Genomic DNA, 24,360 nt, shown 5'->3' with positions numbered 1-24,360 from the left:
AGCAGGATTATTTTCCTGCTCCTTTAAAACCTACAGCAGATTCCTTGAAAGCAATGAAGTTTCCTTTTCCAGATTGAGCAGCTGGACCTTCATTTCCAACCCCCCCCTGTAGCCGGTAAGGGAACCATTTTTTCCGATTACCCTATGACACGGAATTGTGACCAGTAATGGATTGGCGCCAATTGCTGTTCCTACCGCGCGGACAGAAGCAGGTTTTTGAATGGCATTTGCAATTTCCGAATATGTTCGGGTTTCTCCATATGGAATTTTACCAAGTGCGTCCCAAACAGAAAGCTGAAACGGAGTGCCATATAAATCGAAAGGGGCTGTAAAGCTGTTCTGTGCTCCTTTAAGATACCCGTAAAACTCCATGGCAAATGGCTTCAGCTTTTCATCATCCTGAATCAGAAAACTGCCAGGCATTCTTTTTCCTGCCCAGACTAGTAATTCATCAAACGACTGATTTTGTGAACCAACAAAACAAAGCCCCTTCTCTGTTGCTGCAATGTGAATTTTCCAATCCTCATGAACCATTAAACTCCAATAGATTGGCTGTTTAGTCACGGCTCCCATTCCCACATCACCTCCGAGTGATTTTCTAATAATTAAGTTGACGATATTCAGTCGGGGTATAGCCGGTTTTCTTTTTAAATAACGTAATAAAATATGAGATATTAGGCATGCCAACAAACAAGGCAATATCAGTAACAGCTATTTCGGATTGAGCAAGATACAGCTTCGCCTTATTTACTCTCGTTTCCTGTATATAAGCAACTGGCGTAATTCCTTTGACTTTTTTAAAAGTTCTGTGCAAATGATAAGGGCTGCCCAGGCAGGCTTCTGCCAGTACTTCAAGTGTTAACTTTTCGTTATAATGGGTATCGATGTATTCAGTGATTGCCGAAACCCATTCTTGATCAGGCAATTTTTTGGCTGTTGGTCTGCAGCGTTTGCAAGGGCGGTAATTTGCTGAAAGGGCCAATTGGGCAGTGGAAAAAATCAGGACATTTTCTTTTTTGGGCATTCTTGATTTACATGATGGCCTACAAAAAATTCCAGTGCTTTTAACCGCGTAGAAAAATTTACTATTGTAGTCGCCATTATTACTAATAATGGCTTGCCACAGCTCATCTGTCAGCGGTCCGCTGGCATGGCATGCCGCGCTTGTTTCATCCGTTCCCCCGTGCCATCTTCCTTGAACTTTTCCCATCACCTGCACCTCCACGAGTAGTATACCTCGGAAAATGTCAGGCTGTCCGCAAATAAAAGTGTAATAGCAAGATTTTGAAATAATAATGAATAATGTTCGCTAACTGAATTTTGATCCAAATGTGTTTCAACGATAATGTAAGCTATTTGACCGGGCCAGTACACGATCGCCTTTGCTATTAGGCTGTGAAATAACCAGCAGCTCTACTTCTGAATCGGTTTGGTTAAATATCTGATGCGGTACAAGAGGCGGTACCTCATACCCTTCCTGCTGATTCAAAATTACTTGTTCCCCATTCACTTCGAGCATGGCGGAACCTGACAGGATAAAGAAAAACTGGCGTGATTGCAGGTGATAATGGCGGACTTCACATGTATTGCCTGGCATACGTTCATGAATAATACTCAAATCCTGATTCTTAACTAAATGCCAGCCGTCACAATTATCACCCCAAAGATAATGTTCAGCATTGTTTTTACTTATTTTCATAATACTCACCCACTTTCGAAAACCACCGTTTATAATAATTATTCTTATCTGAAAGGTACTATGGTTTTTTTCAATAATTTCCTATATCCGTTTATAAGATTTGCTTGTAAAATGTATGAGAAAAATAACAAAGGGGACTTAGTATGCACAATTACAAACCAGCAGGCTTTTGGATCAGATTAGGGTCTATTATTATTGACGGGTTACTATTTCTGCCAATCTATTTAATTTTCTTTTTTCTTGGAATTTCAGACACAACAACAGAGATTCTTGTAAACAGTATTGATTTTCTCTATTTTCTAATTGTTCCTGTCTTATGGGCCGGGTTTACTGTTGGTAAACGAGCTGTCGGAATCCGTATTGTGCGGATAGACGGCGGAAAAGTAACTATTTGGACTACAGTCAAAAGATATATTTTGGCTTCACTAATTTATGTTGTTACACTTGGTTTTGGAATTATAGTAAGTGCGCTTATGATCGGGCTTCGTAAAGATAAGCGCTCTATCCATGACTTTGTTGCCGGGACAGAAATTGTTCATTTCCGTAAATAATTTTCTAAGATTATCTCGATACAAATAAACAAAGCCTGTAACGATCAATCACACAGGCTTTGTTTATTTGAGTTTGAAACCAGCACTCCTTGAAAACAAAGTTAAAGCTTCTCTGATACTGCAAGAAGGCTTACCACTTCACTTAGTCTCTTTTCCCCCATTGAAGTGAGCCTTGCATGATGATTTTCAAATGCCAATCCTTCAGTAACTGGGTTTGGAACGATTACACATTTTAACCCTGCTGCCAAAGCGGCTTGCAGTCCATTAAGGGAGTCTTCAAAGGCAATAGCTTCTGTTGCGTCGATATTAAGGGCTTCAATCGCCCTTAAGTACAAATCCGGAGCTGGTTTTACTCTTTCAACATCATCTCGTGTAATAATATGGTCAAAAAAGTGGATGAGCCCAAGTTCTCTTAAATAGGTTGTAACCCATTCTTTTGAAGAACTGGAAGCCAGAGCAATTTGATATCCCGAATTACGGGCTTCCTCCAGATATTCATGTACTCCTTCCCGCGCCTTCGGAGAAGTCATTTTTGCCAATACTATACTTTTTGCTTTCTCTTCAATTTCCTCTTTATTGCAGGTTTCCCCCATCTGTTCCTCTAAATACGCAAAAAGCACAGTGTCACTGGTCCCAATGCATTTTGCAAATTCCTGAAGCGGCAAATCGACGTTATAAGAAGTCATCGTTTCTTTATAAGCGTCGTACCAAACCGATTCGGTATCTACAATTAATCCATCAAAATCAAAAATAACTGCTTTTATCATTTAATATCTCTCCCTAAATTAATTGCTTACGTCCATATCCTGGAGCACGTGCCAATCATTTTTTCTTTGCGGCCAGCCTCTTTTGCAATTCAGCAAACAGCTGATTTTGCAGATTAAAAGAGAAGCCCCTTTCAATGGATTTCTCGGCTTCTTCAAATAGTTTCGCTTTTATTTGAGCATCTGCAAGTGAATACCAATAAAACCAGGCATCCATCTCTTTGATCTTTCTGTCATAAAAGTCTTTTATTACTTATTCCGAAAAGGTTTCTTCATCGGGAACCAGCTGTTTTCCATCCCATCTAAGGACATTAACTAAGTATGTATCACAACAATATCGCTGCCAAACAGCGAAACGGGTTTGATTATTTTTTTTAATAAGCTCTAATTTATGATAGTATGCCAGGTCAGCAATCTTTTTCAGGGTGCCCCCTTGCCATTGAAAAACTTCCATTTCATTTCCTGCGGATGCCCCAATCATCCAGCCGAAGAGAAGTTCATCTGTTCCATCCCCAGTAACATCCGTTAAAGCCGCACGGTCTAAATCGAACCCCTTACCTGTCGTTTCCCACACCTTATTCCATTTTTCTTTTTCTTTTTTCAAAACTATTGCCTTCATTAGATTCGGGGAATCCGGTACCTTATATACAGCGATTATTTCAGTTTGCCCGTCTTTATCAAAATCGTACTGTTGAATTGGCTGGCTGTCCAAAGGCACCTCAGGCTTTATTAGTTCAGATTTGGGAGGCAGGATAGCTTTTAAGATTATTTTAAGTTCGCTTGATTGAGTTATTTCTGTTGAGAGGAAGTTCAGAGAACCAAACGCTAAATAAAAAAAGAGGCCAATAGTCTTCACTTTTTCAGCTCCTTTGAATGTAATCAAAGGTTACCATTCCCCTTAATAGTGAATTTTAAAGATTTTTTACTCCCATCGTAATTGCCCTGTCCTCTCTATTGTTTTTAATCAACTTTCTTAGTTTATTATAATGATTCAAACCAGCTGTTTCTACTAATTACTGTTAATCTATCCCTTTTCACTTATAAATGCCAGGATCTAATTTTAACATTTCGATGGAACTATGCATCCTTTAATAATTGTGCCAAATTATTAAAAAATTCTATTATCTTCATTTTTATACTTTTAAAGATTTCGTTTTGCAGGTTCAAACGTTTAAAATAGTCAGATTTTTCCGTCAAAAAGTCAATTATTAATTTTAGACGCACATTTGTTTTCGGTTTAAGTTTAGGTTACCCGGGAATAACCGAAAAGCGCTTTTCAGAAGGAAGCAGAATTGGAAACATTTTTCTGATTTAGCTGTTCAATATACGCCCTTAATCAAGAGCATAATTCGCTCCTTATCAATTTACAAAAATAAGGAAGAATTTTTCCAAGTCGGCCTGCTTGCACTATGGGAAGCTGAAACAAAGTATGATCCCCAAAAGGGGACCTTTCAGACATTTGCCTACTCTATTATTAAAGGCAGAATGCTGAATGAGCTAAAAAAAAGCAACAAATGGGAAACGAGGAATCAGCTTACCTATGAACAGGGAGGTGTTGTAGGTGAAGCCCTGCCGTTTCATGCAAATTTCCTTGAACTCGAGCAGCTTGACTGCTACTGTGAAGGCTTGACTGTAAACCAAAAACAATGGCTTATTCTTACATATTTTCATCGAATGTCAATAACTGAAATAGCCATGCACACGAATACAACTCCTTCGGCCGTAAAATCATGGCGCCGTTCTGCTTTGAAGAAATTAAAAGATTCAGTGGATAGGTGACAGTTCTACAGATGTGTCACTGCAGCTGAAAATGCTTTGCCCCCCTCATAAGAAACGGCCCTGATTTGAAAATATCAGGGCTGTGTGGTTTTCTACTTCTTCACTATTTTTCCATTTTGAATCTTTACACCATACGAAATGGCCTGCAGCTTGCTCCAAACCATTTTTCTTGTCTGTAAACTTTGCGCTATAATTTGGTCCTTAGCAATAAAGTAAGGGGTAAAAGATGTTGTAATAGCGTTGTTTTGTATATCAATGTGGTACAAACCAGTTTGAGCCGCGTCTCCCCTAACATAGTCGGGAAATAGAAAGTTCCCAAGCGAATAGGCGATCGGCTTTCCTTTATAGTATTCAAAACCTTGCAGTACGTGAGGATGGCTTCCAATGATCCCATCTGCCCCTGAATCAATCATTTTCCTGGCCCAATCCCTTTGAAACGCTTCGGGAATTTTGCTCTTTTCTTTTCCCCAGTGAATATAGACAAACAGATAGTCCGCGGTTTTTCTTTCTTCCTTAATTCTTGTTTGCATTAGCTTTAAATCATAACCTGTTGCAAGACCTGCTCTGTTAAAGCCAGCTATCCAAAGTGTGGTGGGGAGAACTCTGGAAAAGGCGAGAAATTTTATTCTCTTTCCTTTTACTATTTGTGTATGAGCGGCATAAGCTGCTTTGGAATTTACACCGGCGCCGATAAAGGTAAGATTATACTTTTTCAAATTATTGAGGGTATCTGTCAGGCCGGCCTTTTTATAATCCATAGAATGGTTGTTGGCAAGCGATACTATATCAAATCCTGCATTTTTCAAACCGGCAAGTGACTTTGGGTCAGATTTAAAGGTGTATTGCTTGCTCTCTTTTTCAGTTCTGGTTGTTACAGCGGATTCCAAATTGGCAACCGCTATATCACTTTTTAAAACCTCACTTTTTACTTGGCTGAACGGATAATCAGCCCCTTTTTTGTTTATTGTTGTCTTGATAGACCAATCCATCATCGTGTCACCGGCAAAAGTAACTCTTATAGGTTCAGCCGTCTTCATTTTGTCGCTCGTATTGGTTTTCTTGGTCATTGCAGTTTGCTTTATTGAAGAATAACTGCTTGCTTCTGGCTGGCTAACTGAAAAAAATAAAATACCAGCAGCAATAAATACTTTAAAAATCAAATTTAAATTTTTCATCAACAGATCCCTTTCCTTACTAATTCCCGTATTTTAATAGAAACCCAGTAAAAAGACTGTCGAACGCTGTATTAATTTTTATAAAAACAAGGCTTTCACTAAGAAAAGCGTCAGAGCCCTGATTAGAGGAAGAACGGCTCAACAATGAAAGCATTAACAGAGCCATAAAAAAACAGGCACTCCCGTTTACAACAGGATGCCTGTTTTTCAAATATTTAAAGTACAGTCAGCTTCTTGCTTCAGCTGTGTATCGATAAATAACTTCCCCGCCATGCTGGGCTATTCCCCTGAAGTGCTTAAAATCCGGGCGTGTTACCAGTACAGAGCGAAATGTTAAAAATTCCTCTTTCGTTACTTTAAATTCCTCAATTTCCTGGCGGGAAAGCTGTTCCAGGATCCTCTTTACTTCTTCCTCTTGCAATACTGACACCTCTTCGTATGAATTGAATCTATCCATTCTTATTTTATCATGTTAAAGAGGATGAGATGCCTTTCAAACAGAAATTACTGCTATAACTTAAATTGCTGTATTTTGGACTGCAGGTGCTCCGCCATCCCAGAAACCTTGGAATTAAAATGATCCAAATCACCAGCGAAAAAGTAAAATCAGGCGAGATAAGCATGGAGGATGCTCAGGATTCAGTGAAGGAACAGCTGCTCGGTGTCAAATCGGCAGAGGGAAAAAGGAAAATTCAAAAGATATTGACATTGGCGAAAACGGTTGCTTATATGTGGTTGACAGTAAAGGCAACCTTCTGATGCACCCTGTTATTGAAGGAGATAACCTTTACAATTGCTACAATAAGGCATAAAACTCTTTAAAAGTACAAATTAATTTTTATTTCTTTAAAATTCTCCTGTCCTGCATCTGTTTAGCGGCGAATAAATAAGCCGGCGTTTATGGATAGATTAATAAATTCATTTAGGAAAAAACAGTAAATTTCCCATATTTATTTCTTTACGAACATGATAAAATAGTGCAAACTGTATGTATTATTCAAAAAATGAAGCAGTATTCATATTATCAGTGATACAGGAATATCATTTAAAACACCTGCTTTAATAAGTTCGTAAAATACCTAATAACATTACATTGGGAAAAGCCGAGTTTTTACTAAGATGAAAAGGGTGGGTACATTGAAAATAGCAGAAGTTGGCGATGTTATTGAATTTCGCGATGGATTAAAAGGCATTGTTGAAAAGGTTAACGAAAATTCCGTGATCGTAGATGTAACATATATGGAAAATTACCGTGACCTCGAATTAGAACAAAAAACAGTTGTAAATCATAAAAATTACAAGATTATAAAAGAAAGAGCAACTTCTTAACGAAGAATAAATTGAAAGCCCTGTCACAAAAATTACAGGGTTTTTTTATGCTTCCTAACGGCGAAATCCTCTGTTTATTTCATCAAAGCTTAAGAGCGTTCCCTATCATTTCAGTTACTTAATATAAAGATGGCGATTCCTGGAACTATGTCAATTTACTCTTATAAATAGTGTGCTTTACTATTATAATATAGATATAGGTAAGCTATGGATAAACTGGCTGTACCTTTCAATGGATGTAACCTTTTCCAGGAGGATACGTCTATTACTGTAAATTTGCTATGGTTATCTGCCTATGGACGATTATGAACAACAGAATTGCACCGAAATATCAAAGCCAGCATCGAAGCTGGCTGATATCGGACAAGTTACAGGAGGAAACAATAATGAAATCACTAAAAAAGCTATTTATCGGCGTGAGTATTACTGGCCTGCTTTTAACCGGCTGCGGTACCCAAGCAGAACCGGGAAAGTCTGATGAACCAAAGGAAGAAGCCTCTGCACAGCCTGAAGCTGCGGAGAATAAAAATACTAATGCAGCAGGAAACAAAGAAGCTGCAGCTGAAACGAAAGATGGAAACAGCACAAAAAGTGAAACTGGGACAGAAACAGTCCGTACGCTTGAACAAAATCTTCAATTCTCTATTAATGGGGAAACTAAAGAAGCAACGGCATTCCTTAAAAAAAGTGAAAACCAAAACTACTCTTTATATGTGCTGCCTGAATATGAACTAACTGGCGAGGAGCCAAATAAAGATCTTCTTTTTTTCAAGGAATCTGAAAATATCTCTATGAGGATTGAATTGCTTCCTGAGGACGTCGATTGGGCTTTAGCAGAGGAAACTGCGCGCACTCAGCTTCAAGCCACATCAGAAACAATTACAGCCCCCACCGATCCAAAGCTGGCGATTTCTAATGGTGTTGCCTTAGAAGCCGCGTCCGGCGACGAATTAACAAATATCTTCCTAATAAAAGACGCCAAAAATCCAGTTAAGCTGACAATCTTTACAACAAAGAATGCAGATCACCGTCAAGCATTCCTGGAAATGGGTAAAACAATCCTAAAAAACTAAAAAGAATGTAAAAACCTTGCCGTTAATAAAAGCGGCAAGGTTTTTTGCTCGATTAATAATATAGATTCCCTTTTTTTACCCGCCAGGATTTCCATTCTTCCGCCAAACCAGGAATAAAAACAGCAGGCTGATGTATCCGAATACAGGATATAAATAAGAGAGCAGCTTTCCATATTCAACAATGCTAATCAAATATGTAACCAGGAAGATGCCAATAAAAATCAGCGGCTCCGGAAGCTTAACATACGTTTTAATCTGCCTGCCAAGCCCAAACAGATTTCCTATTACCGATGTGAATATTTCTCCATAGATCACGAAAATGAAGATCCAATATAGCCCGCTTGCAGTGTTTTTCATCAGCTCGGCTGTTGGTATGCCATATTTTTCAACCTCTGGAAGGGTACTTAATGAGATATGGCTTGTCAGCAAAATCACTGTCAGAAAAAAACCTCCCAAAACAGCACCCCTATAAATTACTTTCTTATCCTTCACTTCATTCGCGACAGGCACCAGAACCACTTGGGCGAGTGCCAGATTAAAAGCTGAATAGGAAAATGGCGAAATTAAAGCCCGCCAGCCTCCTTCTTGTAACTTCGAAGCAAATAAAACTTCATGAAAACCAAGCCCTCTTACTGTCAGGACACAAAGAATGATGCTGAATAAAATCATTATAGGCACTACAAAAGAATTCACCGCAAATAAACCTTTAATACCGCCCATCAATATAGCAGCTGCCAGAAATATCGTCAATAGTATTCCAACATTTCGCGAAAGGCCCAGCTGCTCATCAAATACTGCACCTGCACCTGAAATCATTACGGAGGTTACTCCTAATAGCATAAAGAGAAACAAAATATTGATATACCTTGCAAATCGTTCACCGAACAGGTAATTGTTTAATATTTCATAAGAATCAGCGCCTATTTTAGCTGACAGCACCATGATCTTAGCCCCTATAAAAATAAACAAATAGCCCGTAATTAATATACCGATAAGTCCAGAAAACCCGAATCGGGTAAAAAACTCTACTATTTCTCGTCCCGTAGCAAAACCGGCACCAACAATGGTCCCGACATAGACCGCCGCTATCTGGAAAGCACCTGACCATCTTGCCAACATTCAATCTCCCCCCATTTCTATATATGTTATCGGAGAGAGCTTTAGACAGGCTGCCGTCAATTCTTTTTTTAGAGGGAAACTTTAACAGAGAACAAACGAAGTTAGCGAACCCAGACAAAGCATTTCCCATTCGATACACTTTAAGGAATCCAGAAAAGCAGTATATGCTAAACTTTTGCTGAAGTTTACCCGTTTTTTAAATACTTGGAGATCAGAAAATTTTGCTTTCAAACAGAATGATTGATTCATTTCACATTAACAACAACCCCCAATTTCTTAAAATTGGGGGAGAGTATGTTACTATTCAATTCACAGAGACTTATCCTTGACGGATGAAAGCCACTCGTCAATAACATCTGCTACAGATTCTACTGTACCTTGCTCGAATGGAGATCTTAGATTCGCTATTTTTACCAGTTCAAGGAATGACTTGCTTCCGCCCTGCCTGCACAGGTTTAAATAATCGTTCCAGGCCGTTTTGTCGCCTTCCATCACTCGTTTCCAAAACTGGAACGCGCAAATCTGAGCAAGCGTATAGTCAATATAATAAAACGGTGAATTATAGATATGGCTCTGCCCCTGCCAGAAACCTCCCTCTTCCAAATAGCCGTTTCCATCGTAATCACGGTGCGGCAAATACTTTTGTTCGAGGCTGCGCCAGTATTCTTTGCGTTCCTTAGGTGTTGCCTTTGGATTTTCATAAACAAAATGCTGAAATTCATCTACAGCAACACCGTATGGCAAAAACAATAATGCATTGCTTAGATGAGAAAATTTATATTTCTCAGTATCTTCTTTAAAGAAGAGCTCCATCCAAGGCCATGTGAAGAATTCCATGCTCATGGAATGGATCTCACACGCCTCATAAGTCGGCCAGATATATTCAGGAACATCTAAATGCCTGCTGCTGTATACTTGAAACGCATGCCCTGCTTCATGAGTCAATACATCGATATCTCCTGATGTACCATTGAAATTCGAAAAAATAAAGGGAGCCTTATAATTCTCAATGAAGGTGCAATACCCGCCTCCTGCCTTGCCTTTTTTCGCGACCAGATCCATAAGATCGTTATCAATCATGAAATTAAAGAACTCTTTTGTCTCAGGTGATAGTTCTTCATACATTTTCCTGCCATTTTCAATAATCCAGGAGGCATCCCCTTTAGGAGCCGCATTTCCAGTTGTAAAATTAAATCCCTCATCATAATGCTTCAATTCATCTACGCCAATACGTTCAAGCTGACGATCCCTAAGCTTTGTTGCCAGAGGTACTATATACTCACGGACCTGCTCCCGAAATCCAGCTACCATCTCTGAATTGTAATCTGTTCGGTTCATCCGGTAATATCCCAGCTCTGTAAAGTTGTTAAATCCAAGTGTACGGGCCATTTCGTCACGCACTTGAACCAGCTGGTCATAAATCTCATCAAGCTTTTCGGCATGTTCTTCACGAAATCCGATCCTTGCCAAGAGCGCATTTTTTCTCATATTCCGGTCAGTTGACTCAATAAATGGCTGCAGCTGTGACAGTGTACGTTCTTCACCCTCAAACATAATTTTTGCTGAGGCCATAAGCTGAGTGTACTCTGTCGATAGCTTATTTTCCTTTTGCATTAAGGGAATTATTTCTGGTGAGATTGTTTTTAACTGTGCTTCAGACAGTGCAAATAGCTGATTCCCCCACTTTTCCTCCAATTCCCGTCTGAAAGGGGAGTTTAGCAATTGTCGATAAAATAAAGAAACTGTCTCCTCAACCTCAGGCTGGATTTCATCAAGGTATTCATTTTCTGCTTTATAAAATTCATCAGTTGTATCTATTGAATGACGTATATAACATAAATTAAACATAGTATTCATATTGTTTCTGACTTTGTTTATTTCTTTTATTGCCTCAATTTGGCCGGCTGCACTGTCAGCTGATTCAAAACGCTCTAGTACAGCCAGAAAGTTTTCTTTAAAATTTTTTACATCAGGGCGTATATACTCATATTGTTCAAATTTCATCTGTGCACATCCTTTTACGTTACTATTAATATAGAGAGCTATTACACTATCGTTTGAAGCTGCTTTTACCTGTTTTGATTGGATACCTTCTCCTGCAATGAACCGTAAAAAGACTGGGATTCATCCACGGTCACATGGACATAATCAACCTTGCTGCGGAGGCCGAACGGATATGACGCATAGACTGATTTATTCAGGATTATTTCATATTGAGGGGGCTCAGGGATAAATCCGCCCAGTACTGCATTAAAGCTTTTATTCCTTTTATCCTTTGGAACTTCTTCTTCTTTAAACTGCTGGATTTCTTTTATATCTGAATAACGTATTTTCAAAGTCTTCATAATCCCAATTTGAAAAATTATTTTATCATCCTCCAGACGAATTGGACAGCTAAGCACCGCTCTTATATCGGCAAGGAAAAATAATACAGCATAAGCGTTTAAGCCCAATAAAATCCACGACAACACTTCATTGATGCTATGCAGCCAAAAATGAAAGCCCACAGATTCCAGTACAACCGCATGGATCAGCATAATATTAAGGGCAATATAGCTTGATTTTTGATGATATGTATATGTGTTGGACCCAAGTGCCGTACCCTTTTTCCAGGAAAACAAACTGTAGTGGAAAACGGAAAGTTCAGAAGCGATCATTCTTATAGCCTTTTTCTCTCCAAACACATCTGCCAGCGTATTTAGAATACGGAGGTTGAAAAATGGCTCTAGTGTTTTTGCATTATTCCAAGCCTTTCGCATTAGAGGAACTTTTTTTGAAACAAAATATGCTGCCATTATAAGGAACAAACCTTCAATTGAGAATATAATCAATTTTAAAAATTGAAGGGAACTAAGCTGTTCTTCAGGGATAATAAAGGTTGCGGTCAAATAGCTCGCCAAAATAATCGGCGCCATATAGGTCAAGGAATGCTTTTTTCTGATAATAAAAAAGTAAATAATCAAGGGGATAACGACGAGAAAATCCACCAGCGATCCTAGGACTATCCCCTGCTGTACAGGCTGGGCAAACGAAGTCGTATGCAGGATAACATTGGATAGCAGAACTGCCATAAGCATAGCCATACAAATATATGCCTTTCTATTCCTTAGCTTAAATGTCATAAAAAAACTCCTTTCTACTTCCATTATATAATAAAATATGAAAGGGTTTACATAAGTAAAGCGCAAAAAGAAAGAAGGAATAATTCTGTCAATTAATAATTCCATAAAAAATTACCATTCAAAGCGCTGGATATTCCGTGAACCAATATATGTGTCTATATAAAATTGTAAAACAGCACAAAAAAGGATGGCCGGGAATCGGTTTGAGATGATGCCTAACGCTTCTCATCCCAAACAATCATCCTATTCCAGCCATCCTTAATCGTTATTGTCCATCCGCATTCAATCCAATTTTTTTAAGAAGATTAATCGCGGTTTCTCTTTCACTTGCCGTTAATACGCTCATCATGTCATGAATACGGGCTTCATGTTCAGGAAAGATTGATTCGATGAATTCCTTTCCCTTTTCCGTAATTGAGGCAAATGTTACACGGCGATCGGTCTTGCAGGCGACCCTTGTTAAATATTCTTTTTGTTCCAGCTTGTCGACCACATACGTAATACTTCCGCTTGCCAGGAGGATTTTGCCGCCAATTTGCTGAAGGGGCTGGTCACCTTTATGGTAAAGAAGCTCAAGCACCGCAAATTCAGTTAAATTCAGGCCTTTATCAGCAATAAATGAATTAACTTTATCATTAATGGAACGATGAGCTCTTGAAAGTACAATATAAAGCTTCAAAGACTGCTGGATATCGTCTTTTTCCATCTATGGCACCGCCTTATAAATTGTAAAAAACTTAAATATCTCGAATTCAAAATTATTATATTAAAATTCAGTTCTGCTTGTCAAACTGTCGGAGAGATGCAAAACAAGCAAAAATCAAATTATTTTACTCTTGTGTAAATTTGCTATAATAAGATAGCAGCTAATATGTAAAAAAATGAGTGAATAATTATTGAAAAATAAACAGTTAAATTTATATGTGCTAGCAGTAGTTCTGCCAGTCCTCTTATCCCTTGGGCTCTTTCTGTTTTTTTCGGACAAAGCTGCTAAACATCAACAGGCTCAAAGAGCTGAGTGGATCGGGTCTATCCACCTAAAATACCTCGACCAGCTGATCGGGGAAACAAAAAGCAGACTCGAAATTCTTGCACTTAGCGGGTCTGCAGTCTACGATGAGCCTAAACAGATAAAAGATCTGTTAGCGAAAGCAGAAAGGATGGATCCCCGATTTGGAGGAATGTATTGGATTAATAGCAATGGGGAGGTTAAAGCAGCAACCAATAATTATTTACCGAAACATTATTTCCAAAAAGATACCTCCATTCAAGGCGCGCTGCTTACAAAAACCTCGATTGTAGCAAGCCAAAGGGAAAAATGGGGAGGCCATTTCAGGTATTTTACTGTTACCACACCTGTGCTTGATGAACAAGACGGTGTGAAGGGATATATTATTGCATGCCTTCGCCTTGATTATATAGAAAATGTAATGGGAATTCTGACACCGGAGGTCCCTGTTTTAATTGAAGACAAAACAGGTGAACCAATTATGACTATTAATAAGGAACTTGTGAATAAAGACGGATCAGACTATGTTTCACTCCCGGTTGATGATGTATCTTGGACAATGAAGATTCAGATTCCATCATCCATTCCAGCAATCAATTATCAGTTCTTAATTAATTTTATGCTGACTGTCGTGGCTGTGGCCCATATATTATTTTTATTCATTAAATATCTGCTCCTTAAGCGTGAGGCAAGAATGCAGCAAAAATTAATTGATGCTCAAAAACTTGAGGTTGTGGGGACATTGGCCGCCAGTACTGCTCATGAAATAAAAAATCCTCTTACCGGTATAAAAGGGCTGATCCAGCTGCTTAAAGAGAAGCATATTGATCAAGAGGATCAATTTTACTTCTCCGTTATCATGGAGGAAATTTCAAGAATAAATGATATTGTGAGCGAATTCATAATTCTTGGAAAGCCGGCTGCCCCTTTAATGTCAGTAATGGATATCAGGGAAGTTGCAAGTGATTTGGCACCGATTATTGAATCCGAAGCAAGGCTCTATAATGCGGAATTCCATCTCTCCCTTCCTTCCGACCCCCTCATGGTAAGCTGTTCAAAAGATCAGCTGAAGCAGGTTATCCTAAACGTCTCCAAAAACGGCTTTGAGGCACTCCGGGAGCAGGGAGCTTTGAACATTAGCCTTTCAAAAAAGGATACTAAGGTATATATTGTAATTTCTGATAATGGAATCGGTATCAGTGAGGCAGAAATTGAAAGAGTGTTTGATCCCTTTTATACTTCCAAGAAGTCAGGAACAGGGCTGGGACTACTTATTTGCAAGCGTATTGTCGAACTTTTTCACGGAACAATTTCTATCTCGAGTCAAGAAAACGAGGGGACACAGGTCGCTATTATCTTGCCGGTTATTCTGGAGAAATAACATACACTTTAATTGGAGAATTGCCATGTGCTCGGAATCTGGCACGTGGTATTAGTTTTTATATTTTTTATCTATAAATGTTAGGAGATTATCTGCATGAGTTCTACGGCTATCCAAGTAAAAAAACAAACTGGGAATGAAATGGCTACTGCTTATAGAGTTTTGTTCATTATCGGGTTTTGTCATCTTTTAAATGATACCCTTCAGGCAGTGGTTCCGGCTATGTTTCCCATCCTGGAAAAATCAATGGCATTAAGCTACACTCAAATTGGACTCATCGGATTTGCGCTGAATATGATTTCTTCTGTCATGCAGCCTGTAATCGGCTGGTATACGGACAAAAAGCCAATGCCATATGCCCTTCCGGCTGCACTGGCAAGCTCGCTCTGCGGCATAGTTCTGCTTGCCGTTGCCCCAAGCTATGGTATTGTAATTCTTTCAGTTATGCTAATAGGCATCGGCTCTGCGGTATTTCACCCGGAAGGATCCCGAGTAGCTTATATGGCAGCAGGGCCGAAACGAGGTCTGGCTCAATCCATTTACCAGGTAGGGGGTAATTCAGGACAGGCCCTTGCTCCTCTTATAACGGCGCTTGTGCTCGTGCCAATCGGACAAAAAGGAGCCATGTGGTTCGTTCCTGTTGCAGCTTGCGCTGTACTGTTGTTAGCCTATATAGCTAAGTGGTACTCTGCTCAGCTCCTAATCTTTACAGCGAAAAAGAAAACTGGCAGCCAGGGCAGCAGCAGAATCGGGGCCCGGATTAAAAAAGCCCTTATAATAATACTATTCGTCATTTTTGCACGTTCCTGGTATATCGCATGCATGACAAACTTTTACGCGTTTTATATTATCGATAAATACAATTTCAGCATTAAAACTTCGCAGATCTATCTGTTTGTTTTCCTCGCCGCAGGTGCGCTTGGGACATTTTTTGGCGGCCCGCTTGCTGACAGATTCGGCAGAAAGAATGTAATATTGTTTTCACTTGCTGGCAGTGCACCATTAACGCTCCTTCTTCCTTATGTGCCGGCATCAGTTTCGCTTATTCTGTTATTCATTATTGGTTTTATTCTGATGTCAAGCTTCTCGGTAACTGTTGTTTACGCCCAGGAGCTTGTACCCGGTAAAGTAGGCACCATGGCAGGCCTGACAGTCGGATTAGCGTTTGGAATGGGAGCAATCGGTTCTGTTGCACTTGGAAAACTTGCTGATGTTATTAGTCTTGCTGCTACAATACAAATTGTTGGTGCCATGCCTTTACTTGGATTATTTAGCTTCTTCCTTCCTTCTGACAAGGAACTTGCTGAGTGGCATACAAATTAACTTAGGAAAAGCGCAAGCGCCCTATTAAGAGGAAGAACGGATAGGATCGCCAGGGTTGTGAACATAAAAATTGTTACAACCTTCGTCCTTTGGAAATGCCGTTTTGACCCACATCCTCACAAAAGCGGCCCCTTTGCCGCAAAGTGGAATAAAAGTTGATACGCGCTGAAAGCTAGAAAATCTGTACCTGTTATAAAAATTACATTCAAACCTTCAAAAAAAGCCTCGGAATTCTGAGGCTTTTTTAATCCTTTCTGCTTTAACCTCGCCCAACTGTCACTCTTGCAGTTCAATCCAGTATCCTCTTTTTCTTTTTCATTCAATATCCTTTCCGCCATGGGAAACAATATTTGTTCTTCTTTGGCAAAGTGGCTATTTACTGCTTGTGCTTTTGTTCACAAAGAATGGGATAGAATTTGCCTGCTTCACCAAAAATATGTGACAATAAATTGACTGGAACATTTTTTCAAATAAAGGATAAGATACTATTGGATGTTTTCTATTCTGATGGAGATAAATTTCATCGTCTAAGCAAGAACCCTGGTGGGAAGAAGAAGTATGGAATTAGTGATATGTCTGAACAACCCCATTCTGCTGGAGTTTTTCATGTAATAAAGCTTCACTACTATAACTATATTAAAATTCAGAAAAATACTATGATAAAAATCACACTAGCCTGGCTTGCTTACATTTAGTTTTAATTTTATTTCACATAGGAGAATAACATGAGTGAAATGTTAGTTGGCAGTATCCTCTCTGCTATGTCAACCGGGTTGGGAGCTTTGGTGATTTTATTCATTCAAGGATCAATCACCCACAGATGGAAGGATACACTCCTGGCTTTTACTGCAGGTATTATGATGGCAGCATCTTTGCTTGGCCTTATTCCTGAAACACTTGCAACAGGCGGTTTTTTACAGCTGGTTATTGGTATATTTTTAGGAGTACTATGTTTAACCCTTTTAGAGTCATACATTCCCCATATGGATCTTGAGCATTCAAAAAGCGGGATCCAGTTTGATGAAAAAGCAATGCTGATTATTGCCGCCATCACACTCCATAATATTCCCGAAGGTCTTTCGGTTGGGGTCAGCTATGCCTCTAGTACAGGCGATACCGGCAATTTAATTGCCTTTGCCATCGGGCTTCAAAATGCACCTGAAGGCTTACTGGTTGCATTATTTTTAATCAATCAAAAAATAAATAAATTTAAAGCGTTTATCCTGGCCACTTTAACCGGCACTATAGAAGTTGTAACGTCCATAATGGGATTTTACTTAACTTCTTATGTAGAATTCCTGGTCCCTTATGGTCTGTCGTTCGCTGCAGGTGCAATGCTGTTTATCATCTATAAGGAATTGATTCCAGAAAGCCATGGAGACGGCAATGAGCGAACCTCTACCTATGCCTTCATCGTTGGCCTTTTATTCATGATTCTTCTGCTTGAGATCTAAAGGCAAATTTAATGCGACCTTCCTTGAAGAACATCTTAGGAATTAGAAACAAGTAAATTCCCGAATTAAAGATCCGAGCCTATTTTCCATGGACGGTCACAGCAAGGGGAACTTGGCCATTTTAGGGAGCTTGGACTGCTGCCCTTAATGAATATATGCTTCTTCGCGCAAGAAAAACCTTGTCTATTTAGTGACAAGGTTTTTTGCTATGCAATCCCGGGATCAAGCTGCTGGGACTCTTCTTCAATTTTCTTTAGCTGTTCCATAAGAATATAACGTCTAATCTGGAAGCGGCTTTCCTCACTGATGGTGGTAATTAAGCTGCCGCAGCGGACACATCCATTTCCCATCTCATTCTGGTTTTTCACTTCTATGCCGCATGTAACCATTTGTTCAAGAATAGGAAACGCGATTTTCAATTCTGACTCTTCACCAAGAAGGGCGGACAACTGAAAGGCAAGCCCCTGGATGCTTATATCGATTATTTCTGACTCCAACGTCGTATCGATAATGTTAATTGTTGCAGGCACTTTAAGCTCACACCTTGCAGCCTTTCTTCTGTTCTCGTTCATAAGCTGCTCAGTCATAGGAAGGTAAAGGTATAGATTAAAATTATGCTTTTTAATAATTTTAGTGGTAAATTGACCTGAGTCAGATATGCAGGTAACTGATTGCCCAATCTGGAACCGGTCAACGTCCTTTACTATTATATTGATTAATTCACCTTCAATAAAGAAAAGGGCCCCCTGTGTTGCTTCGCCATTTGCCATAAGTTGAATGCTTTCCATTTCTTTCAGCTCCAGAATCAAGTTCCTTTTATTATAACAGATTCCTAAAATACTCTAACATCAGAAAACGATTTTTGCATAATAATAACTGTTTTCTTAAAAGCGATTTTGACTTCTGACGCAGGCTGTTTTTCAATTGTCTGATACACATTCATTAATTTATCAAGTTCCTGGCTAAGCGGAGTGTATGCTCGCTGTTAATCCCATTTCATTGGCTAATTTAATCATTTCTTTTCGTTTCTCTTGAATAAGTTTCCCGATTTTTTCTAAGCTAGCAACCATATCAAAAACGCTTCCCTTTCATTTGAAAAATTAAATACTTATGGATTATTACAAAATTTTCAACCTCTGTAAATAGATTAGCAACATTAGACAAAAAATCCAAAATTTCCACTTTTTTCTCTATTCTATTCTGCGGCCAGGAACTTTATTTCTAAAAGAATGGTAAAAATGCTCTGCCAAACTTAGCTGTAGATTGCAGCGAGAAGGGCTCGCTTTCCGCGGGCGGCTCAGGTGCCTCCACGGTGCTGCCCTGCGGGGGTCTCCCTTGACCCGTTATTCCGGGGTTAATATCCCTGAAAAAACACCGCACGAAGGTAATGTGAAGCATTTTCGAAGAGTCTCGCTCCTTCCGCTCCAATATAGAAAAGCGAAAGCGCCCAAAGGACCGTCGACTAAAGTTCTGGCAGGGCTGTAATCAAAAACCATTACAGCCTCCGTCCTGTGCCAAACATCAACGCCAGCACATCCTACAAAGCTGACGCTTTGTTTCGTGCGATGTATCGCTGCCGTAGCGTTCCTTGTCCTGTGAGTCGGGGCTGGGCGCTGAACCTAGACATCAACATAGTGGCAAAATCAATAATGAGCTTAAACAAGCAACAAAGCCTTGCCGGAAAATGCGGCAAGGCTTTTTCTTGTTCATATAATAAATTAGGCATCCACCTGACTGCCCTCATCTTCATAAATCGGAACCCAGCCCTCTGTAGTAACAAAGATACGTACAGCAACAACTTTTCTGTCTTCCATCAAAGTAAAGTAATGCCGGGTGTTTTCTGGTACGGAAATCAAGTCTCCCGGGTTAAGACGGACATCAAACCATTCTCCGTTGGCACCCTGGATGACAAAAATTCCATGTCCGCTGACAATAAAGCGGACTTCATCATCGCTATGGCGATGTTCACGCTGGAAATTTATTAGCAGCTGTTCCAGATTCGGCGTAGTCTCTGAAAGGGAAATAACATCCTGCGCTTTATAGCCCCTTCTTTCTGAGATATCCCTGATCTCCGTTTCAAACACGGAAAGGATCTGACTTTTCTCTCCTTCTGATAGATTATAGTTCTCCTGCAGGTTTTCAGGAAGCTTTGAAATATCCCATTGCTCATAAATAACCTCTGATTGATTCAGAAGTGCCAGAACCTCGTCATGGTTTTCAATAATTTCATTGTTTTGGTGTAATCTGATAGTTGCCATTTTCATTCCTCCTTATAAAATTAATAATCTATTTAACAGTTTGATAGGACTTCGGCAATGTTTTATATTGCGACAGCATTATTTCATACCGAAAAAGAAATTCGCAGGCTTCCAGCATTTTTTTTGCTTCAAAGCCATTCCTGCCCCAAACAGTTATCCCATGATTACGAATTAAAACCGCTCCCCAATCATCCTTTACATGTTTTGCAAAATCCCTTGCAAGTGTTGGAATATCAGCGAAATTATGGATAATTGGAACTGTCAGTTCAGCATCTTCTTCCCATTTACCGAACGCTTTAATAAGCTCCTGACGTTTAAAAACCACTTTTCCTTCATCACCATAGATCTCTGAAATCACATTGTTCTCAACGGTGTGAACGTGAAGGCAGCAGCCTGCGTCTGTTCGATTATATACTTCTACATGCAGCAGCGTTTCTGCAGACGGTTTTAACGCAGTCTCTCCGGCTGGCTGTCCTTTGCAATCAACGAGAAGGAAATCTTCATCTGTTCTTTTCCGCTTATCCTTACCGCTTGCTGTTACCAGGAATGTTAGCGGATCATTGTCGACCTTTATGGAAAGGTTCCCGCTTGTTCCCATAAACCAGTCACGCTGGGCCAGTTCATCTTTAATATCAGCCAGCTCATTCCAGCGGATAACCTGCATACTCATTTAGCCACCTCCAGCGTGCTTTCCAATGCCGCTCTGCAATCGTGGAAGGTCTCAAACGCTATATGGACAATTCCTTCCTGCTCACATGTTTTCTTCAGAAAGTCCCTTGCCAGTACAAGATCCGCCTTTTTCGCCGCCTCAAGATCAGTAATTGAATCACCGATGACAATAGTGAAATCATCAGGGCCTGCGATTTTTCTCATAATCGACGGCTTGCAGCAGCCACAATCATTGCTGCAATCACCATCGCAGCTGTTTGGCCATTCGATACGGATAAATTCTCCATCAAATTTAGCATTGTTGCAATAAATGTCTCTCAGATCAAACGGTTCTAAAATTGGTTTTATAAAAAAGTCCATTCCTCCGCTTATGATATAAAAAGGAATCCCATTCTCTTTTACGAAGGCAATGAATTCCTCAAAGCCTTCTCTGATTTTCGTATGCTCAAGGAGAAAGGCAATTAATTTCTCCTTATGTTTGCTTTCCAGCAGCGAAAACATCTCGCCAACACCTTCGCGGATCGATACTCTCTTTGAAAGAACATCCTCTGCTATTGGCTCCCATTCCGGCGGGGCAAATTCCTTCATCAGCGCAATAATGTTGTCGCTGTTCGTTACCGTTCCATCAAAGTCACAAAATATAATCGGTCTCACTTCGCTTTTGCACCTCCCCAAAGATCAAGCGCTTTTTTCAGCTCACCATATTCCATCGCCGCTTCGTCCAGCGTCACCCCTTTAAGGACAGCATCCACAGCCTGGCGGAAGGCAAGTCCCCCGCCTTTTGCTCCATCCGGATGTCCATGTATCCCTCCGCCGGCATTGATCACACTATCTATTCCAAAGTCATGCATCAGCTGCGGCACCATTGCTGGATGTATACCAGCTGACGGGACAGGGAATGACGGTTTCCATTCATCAGCCTGTTCCGTAAGTGCGGCCTTGATTCCCAGCGCGTCCTCGCGAGGTATTGCGACATTTCCATAAGGAGAAGGGAATAGCGAAAGGTCGGCTCCGGCAATCCTGGTTAATTTTCCAAGCAGCAGCGGATTTGACACTCCATAAATTGCCGATGACGTGATCGCTCCGCTGAACGCCGGATGAGCCATTAGGGGTATATTAATTCCATCATCCTCGCGTAATGCTTGAAGAACATCGAGCCCGTAGGAAAAAACGTTGAATAGCAATGCGTCCGCTCCTGCCTCGGCAGCTTTACGGGCTTTATCGCGAAGTTCAAATGTTTTTCCTGTCAGGTTTACAGCGTACAAAGTTCTGTGTCCGGTCTCTTCCCAAACTCGCCGGAGCACTTCCTTCCCTTCTTTTATCCGTTTAAAAAAAGGAGTCTTATCGTTTTCAAACAAAATCTCATCGTCCTTGACAAGATCCACACCACCGAGTGCCTGCTCCTTTAGCTGTGCAGCCATGTAGCTAAGATCTTTCCCAAGCACTCCTTTAAAAATGCTCATTACAAGCGGTCTGCCTTCTATTTGCAGACTGTTTCTAATCCCTTTTATTCCGTAAAGCGGACCCGGAAAGCTTTTTCGCAGGGATCCTCTAATCTCCAAATCCATCAGCTTAATTTTCCCATCCAGTGACAATTTTCCAAAAACAGTCGTGATGATGGCCGGCAAATCTGCCGAAAAATTTGCTGCCGGATACGCGATTTCAATAACACCATTGTCCGATCCATCCTGTTGCCGGCCTTTTTGAACTTCCGTCCTTACGACCCTGCCCTTATGAACTTTAAGCTGGTCCTGTTCGAGTTTAGGCAGGTCTGTCCATGTCCCGACTGTCAAACCAAGAGCGATTCCTTCCGCTTTCTTTTCCAGGTCACCTGCAATATCACTAATTAAGTATGTGGCCACTACTTCACTCATATCTGGACCCCTCCTAACATTCTAGCTATTTAACATATATGTTTTTTTTTGAAAACTTTCATGAAATTGGCACATGCAAACACAAAAAAGGCGGTGTGAACAAAGCGAAGCTAAATGCTAAAAATTCCCACGTGATTCTGCATTTTCATTTCAATAGTTTCATGCACCGGACAATCGTGCAGCTCCGCCCCTTTTCCACAAAAAAACCTCTTCAGCAAGAAGAGGCTTTTGATCAGCCATCTTCTCATCTATCAGCTGCCGCTGCTAGAATTAGCACCGTGCCTTTTTGGATCTTTACATCCGGCGCTTTTTTGCGCCCCATCCGTAAATGGAATTCGGTCGGTTGCCGGGCTTCATCGGGCTAGTCCCTCCACCTGCTCTTGATAAGAAAATGCAATATTATTTTATTGGTTTCAGTTTCATTAATAATTGACGAAGGTTTAACTAACCTCACAGTGGTGAAATTACTATGGATTATGACAGTTTACAAAAATTCTGTCAATATTTTTTCAGAAAAATGTGACTCTGGTCCATTCAGGCTCATTTAAAAATATCCAAACCTTTAATTCTTTTCACAGCTTCCAGCAGCCGTTCTTCTGAAGCAAGGAGCCCTGCCCTTACATATCCCTCTCCATACTGGCCAAAACCGATTCCCGGAGCTACCGCTACGTGAGCCTTTGTAAGCAGGTAATCCGAAAATTCTTCAGAAGTAAAGCCATCAGGAACCTTTAGCCATGCAAAAAACGACCCAGCAGGGGAAGTTACATTCCAGCCAGCTTCCTGCAGTCCGGAAATAAATGTTTTTCTTCTGGCTTCATACATTTCCACCAGCCCTTCAACACAATCCTGAGAACCAAGCAACGCCTCAGCTGCCGCCTCCTGAACGGCAGAAAATAAGCCCACATACAAATGATCCTGCAGCAATTCAATTGCCCTGATCACGCTTTCATTGCCTACTGCAAACCCGACGCGCCAGCCTGCCATATTATAGGTTTTTGATAGAGTATAAATTTCTATACCAACATCTTTCGCACCCGGCGTTTCCAGGAAACTTATTGGTTTATTGCCGTCAAACCCTATTGATCCATATGCGAAGTCATGTACTACACAAAGGTCATGCTTTTCAGCCAACTCTACAGTCTGCTGAAAAAACTGTTCATTGGCGATTGCGCCTGTCGGGTTGTTTGGATAGTTCAAGAATAATAGCTTTGCCCTATTAAGTACTTCAGAATCAACTTTTTTATAATCTGGGAGAAACCCATTTTCCTCTGTTAACGGCAAATATTCCATCTTTGCCGCAGCCAAGGCGATTCCTGACCAATAATCCGGATATCCCGGATCAGGAACAAGGGCTGTATCCCCGGGATTCATCAGGCATTGGGGAAGTTCAACCAGCCCGGCTTTACCGCCAAATAAAATTGCTACTTCCTTTTCGGGATCTACGGTCACCCCATATTCCCTTTTATAGAATTCCGCGGCTGCCTCCTTAAAGTACATATGGCCCCGGAACGGCGAATATCTATGATTTACTGGATTTGCAGCTGCTTCCTGCAGTTTTTTAACAATATGATCAGGTGTCGGCTGATCTGGATTACCCTGGCCAAGGTTAATCACATCGTGGCCTTCTGCAGTGATTTTACCAACTTTTTCTACAAGTGAAGCAAAAAATTGCTTCGGCAATTTTGTCAGAAGTTCTGATTGTGGAAATGTTTTCAGAATGTCCACCTACTTTTTAAATTTTCTTGAAAATCTAGTCACAAATAATATATCGTTAATATCAT

Annotated in this window: 27 protein-coding genes and 1 riboswitch; of the genes, 8 read left to right on the top strand and 19 right to left on the bottom strand. The window is 40.3% G+C overall.

Annotation, left to right across the window (positions count from 1 at the left end; translation table 11 throughout):
* Positions 1 to 30: 30 nt before the first annotated feature.
* From CVD28_RS15370 to CVD28_RS15360, 3 genes are all read right to left on the bottom strand, one after another.
* Positions 31 to 573 (bottom strand): methylated-DNA--[protein]-cysteine S-methyltransferase, encoded by a 543-nt coding sequence (locus CVD28_RS15370; RefSeq protein WP_101593297.1) that lies wholly within the window; start codon positions 571 to 573, stop codon positions 31 to 33.
* A 25-nt stretch (positions 574 to 598) separates the two neighbouring features.
* Complete coding sequence (locus CVD28_RS15365; RefSeq protein WP_101593295.1) at positions 599 to 1,210, bottom strand: bifunctional transcriptional activator/DNA repair enzyme AdaA; 612 nt, start codon at positions 1,208 to 1,210, stop codon at positions 599 to 601.
* A 126-nt stretch (positions 1,211 to 1,336) separates the two neighbouring features.
* The gene (locus CVD28_RS15360; RefSeq protein ID WP_101593293.1) at positions 1,337 to 1,699 is read right to left on the bottom strand and encodes a cupin domain-containing protein; all 363 of its coding nucleotides are present in this window, start codon (positions 1,697 to 1,699) and stop codon (positions 1,337 to 1,339) included.
* Between the two features lie 143 nt (positions 1,700 to 1,842).
* Between CVD28_RS15360 and CVD28_RS15355 the strand changes: the two genes are divergently transcribed.
* Positions 1,843 to 2,250, top strand: a complete 408-nt coding sequence (locus tag CVD28_RS15355; RefSeq protein ID WP_101593291.1) for an RDD family protein — start codon at positions 1,843 to 1,845, stop codon at positions 2,248 to 2,250.
* A 101-nt stretch (positions 2,251 to 2,351) separates the two neighbouring features.
* Here CVD28_RS15355 and CVD28_RS15350 read toward each other — a convergent pair whose 3' ends face one another.
* Genes CVD28_RS15350 through CVD28_RS15345 form a run of 3 tightly spaced genes read right to left on the bottom strand, consistent with a single transcriptional unit; the run spans position 2,352 to position 3,897 of the window.
* Entirely contained in the window at positions 2,352 to 3,017 is a 666-nt protein-coding gene (locus CVD28_RS15350; RefSeq protein ID WP_101593289.1) for an HAD family hydrolase, read from the bottom strand.
* A gap of 55 nt (positions 3,018 to 3,072) precedes the next feature.
* Positions 3,073 to 3,231: a hypothetical protein gene (locus CVD28_RS28160; RefSeq protein ID WP_180954182.1), complete on the bottom strand. Its 159-nt coding sequence runs from the start codon at positions 3,229 to 3,231 to the stop codon at positions 3,073 to 3,075.
* A gap of 36 nt (positions 3,232 to 3,267) precedes the next feature.
* Positions 3,268 to 3,897: a hypothetical protein gene (locus tag CVD28_RS15345; RefSeq protein WP_101593287.1), complete on the bottom strand. Its 630-nt coding sequence runs from the start codon at positions 3,895 to 3,897 to the stop codon at positions 3,268 to 3,270.
* A gap of 341 nt (positions 3,898 to 4,238) precedes the next feature.
* On the opposite strand from CVD28_RS15345, the gene CVD28_RS15340 reads away from it, so the two are divergent.
* A complete protein-coding gene (locus tag CVD28_RS15340; protein WP_101593286.1) occupies positions 4,239 to 4,793 on the top strand; it encodes a sigma-70 family RNA polymerase sigma factor in 555 nt (184 codons plus the stop codon).
* A gap of 92 nt (positions 4,794 to 4,885) precedes the next feature.
* On the opposite strand, the gene CVD28_RS15335 is transcribed toward CVD28_RS15340, so the two are convergent.
* Complete coding sequence (locus CVD28_RS15335) at positions 4,886 to 5,968, bottom strand: CapA family protein (protein WP_257985882.1); 1,083 nt, start codon at positions 5,966 to 5,968, stop codon at positions 4,886 to 4,888.
* A 226-nt stretch (positions 5,969 to 6,194) separates the two neighbouring features.
* Complete coding sequence (locus CVD28_RS15330; RefSeq protein ID WP_101593284.1) at positions 6,195 to 6,389, bottom strand: hypothetical protein; 195 nt, start codon at positions 6,387 to 6,389, stop codon at positions 6,195 to 6,197.
* A 200-nt stretch (positions 6,390 to 6,589) separates the two neighbouring features.
* On the opposite strand from CVD28_RS15330, the gene CVD28_RS29310 reads away from it, so the two are divergent.
* The 3 genes from CVD28_RS29310 to CVD28_RS15315 all read left to right on the top strand — a co-directional run bounded on the left by CVD28_RS29310 (position 6,590) and on the right by CVD28_RS15315 (position 8,370).
* Positions 6,590 to 6,727, top strand: a complete 138-nt coding sequence (locus CVD28_RS29310; RefSeq protein ID WP_374702538.1) for a hypothetical protein — start codon at positions 6,590 to 6,592, stop codon at positions 6,725 to 6,727.
* A gap of 378 nt (positions 6,728 to 7,105) precedes the next feature.
* Positions 7,106 to 7,297, top strand: coding sequence for a YkvS family protein (locus tag CVD28_RS15320; RefSeq protein WP_101593279.1), 192 nt, complete (start codon positions 7,106 to 7,108; stop codon positions 7,295 to 7,297).
* 386 nt (positions 7,298 to 7,683) lie between these two features.
* A complete protein-coding gene (locus CVD28_RS15315) occupies positions 7,684 to 8,370 on the top strand; it encodes a hypothetical protein (protein ID WP_101593277.1) in 687 nt (228 codons plus the stop codon).
* Between the two features lie 75 nt (positions 8,371 to 8,445).
* Here CVD28_RS15315 and CVD28_RS15310 read toward each other — a convergent pair whose 3' ends face one another.
* The 4 genes from CVD28_RS15310 to CVD28_RS15295 form a co-directional block, all read right to left on the bottom strand.
* Complete coding sequence (locus CVD28_RS15310; RefSeq protein WP_101593275.1) at positions 8,446 to 9,489, bottom strand: YkvI family membrane protein; 1,044 nt, start codon at positions 9,487 to 9,489, stop codon at positions 8,446 to 8,448.
* 309 nt (positions 9,490 to 9,798) lie between these two features.
* Positions 9,799 to 11,493, bottom strand: a complete 1,695-nt coding sequence (locus CVD28_RS15305) for a M3 family oligoendopeptidase (RefSeq protein WP_101593273.1) — start codon at positions 11,491 to 11,493, stop codon at positions 9,799 to 9,801.
* Positions 11,494 to 11,558: 65 nt separating this feature from the next.
* Entirely contained in the window at positions 11,559 to 12,611 is a 1,053-nt protein-coding gene (locus tag CVD28_RS15300) for a hypothetical protein (RefSeq protein ID WP_142384787.1), read from the bottom strand.
* Between the two features lie 265 nt (positions 12,612 to 12,876).
* Positions 12,877 to 13,317, bottom strand: coding sequence for a MarR family winged helix-turn-helix transcriptional regulator (locus CVD28_RS15295; RefSeq protein WP_101593267.1), 441 nt, complete (start codon positions 13,315 to 13,317; stop codon positions 12,877 to 12,879).
* 190 nt (positions 13,318 to 13,507) lie between these two features.
* Between CVD28_RS15295 and CVD28_RS15290 the strand changes: the two genes are divergently transcribed.
* Positions 13,508 to 15,001 (top strand): PAS domain-containing sensor histidine kinase, encoded by a 1,494-nt coding sequence (locus CVD28_RS15290; protein ID WP_101593265.1) that lies wholly within the window; start codon positions 13,508 to 13,510, stop codon positions 14,999 to 15,001.
* A 96-nt stretch (positions 15,002 to 15,097) separates the two neighbouring features.
* Positions 15,098 to 16,324, top strand: coding sequence for an MFS transporter (locus tag CVD28_RS15285; RefSeq protein ID WP_101593262.1), 1,227 nt, complete (start codon positions 15,098 to 15,100; stop codon positions 16,322 to 16,324).
* Between the two features lie 116 nt (positions 16,325 to 16,440).
* Here the strand turns inward: CVD28_RS15285 and CVD28_RS15280 are convergent, their stop codons facing one another.
* Entirely contained in the window at positions 16,441 to 16,647 is a 207-nt protein-coding gene (locus CVD28_RS15280) for a hypothetical protein (protein WP_142384786.1), read from the bottom strand.
* Positions 16,648 to 17,049: 402 nt separating this feature from the next.
* On the opposite strand from CVD28_RS15280, the gene CVD28_RS15270 reads away from it, so the two are divergent.
* Entirely contained in the window at positions 17,050 to 17,778 is a 729-nt protein-coding gene (locus CVD28_RS15270) for a ZIP family metal transporter (RefSeq protein WP_101593255.1), read from the top strand.
* Between the two features lie 206 nt (positions 17,779 to 17,984).
* Here CVD28_RS15270 and CVD28_RS15265 read toward each other — a convergent pair whose 3' ends face one another.
* From CVD28_RS15265 to CVD28_RS15240, 6 genes are all read right to left on the bottom strand, one after another.
* The gene (locus CVD28_RS15265; protein ID WP_101593252.1) at positions 17,985 to 18,566 is read right to left on the bottom strand and encodes a PilZ domain-containing protein; all 582 of its coding nucleotides are present in this window, start codon (positions 18,564 to 18,566) and stop codon (positions 17,985 to 17,987) included.
* A gap of 930 nt (positions 18,567 to 19,496) precedes the next feature.
* Complete coding sequence (locus CVD28_RS15260) at positions 19,497 to 20,036, bottom strand: cupin domain-containing protein (protein WP_101593250.1); 540 nt, start codon at positions 20,034 to 20,036, stop codon at positions 19,497 to 19,499.
* Between the two features lie 28 nt (positions 20,037 to 20,064).
* Complete coding sequence (locus CVD28_RS15255; protein WP_101593248.1) at positions 20,065 to 20,706, bottom strand: methylthioribulose 1-phosphate dehydratase; 642 nt, start codon at positions 20,704 to 20,706, stop codon at positions 20,065 to 20,067.
* Positions 20,703 to 21,359 carry a 2-hydroxy-3-keto-5-methylthiopentenyl-1-phosphate phosphatase gene (locus CVD28_RS15250; protein WP_101593246.1) on the bottom strand — a complete coding sequence of 219 codons (657 nt, stop codon included), beginning with the start codon at positions 21,357 to 21,359 and terminating at the stop codon, positions 20,703 to 20,705. Before CVD28_RS15250 ends, CVD28_RS15255 begins: the two co-directional genes overlap by 4 nt.
* Positions 21,356 to 22,579, bottom strand: coding sequence for a 2,3-diketo-5-methylthiopentyl-1-phosphate enolase (locus tag CVD28_RS15245; protein ID WP_101593244.1), 1,224 nt, complete (start codon positions 22,577 to 22,579; stop codon positions 21,356 to 21,358). Before CVD28_RS15245 ends, CVD28_RS15250 begins: the two co-directional genes overlap by 4 nt.
* A gap of 241 nt (positions 22,580 to 22,820) precedes the next feature.
* A riboswitch (SAM riboswitch) is annotated at positions 22,821 to 22,969 on the bottom strand.
* A 150-nt stretch (positions 22,970 to 23,119) separates the two neighbouring features.
* Positions 23,120 to 24,295, bottom strand: a complete 1,176-nt coding sequence (locus CVD28_RS15240) for a pyridoxal phosphate-dependent aminotransferase (protein WP_101594188.1) — start codon at positions 24,293 to 24,295, stop codon at positions 23,120 to 23,122.
* Between the last annotated feature and the right edge of the window lie 65 nt (positions 24,296 to 24,360).

This window comes from Bacillus sp. M6-12 (genome assembly GCF_002860285.1).
Taxonomy (GTDB): domain Bacteria; phylum Bacillota; class Bacilli; order Bacillales; family DSM-1321; genus Peribacillus.
This window is presented reverse-complemented; position numbering and strand designations above follow the sequence as displayed.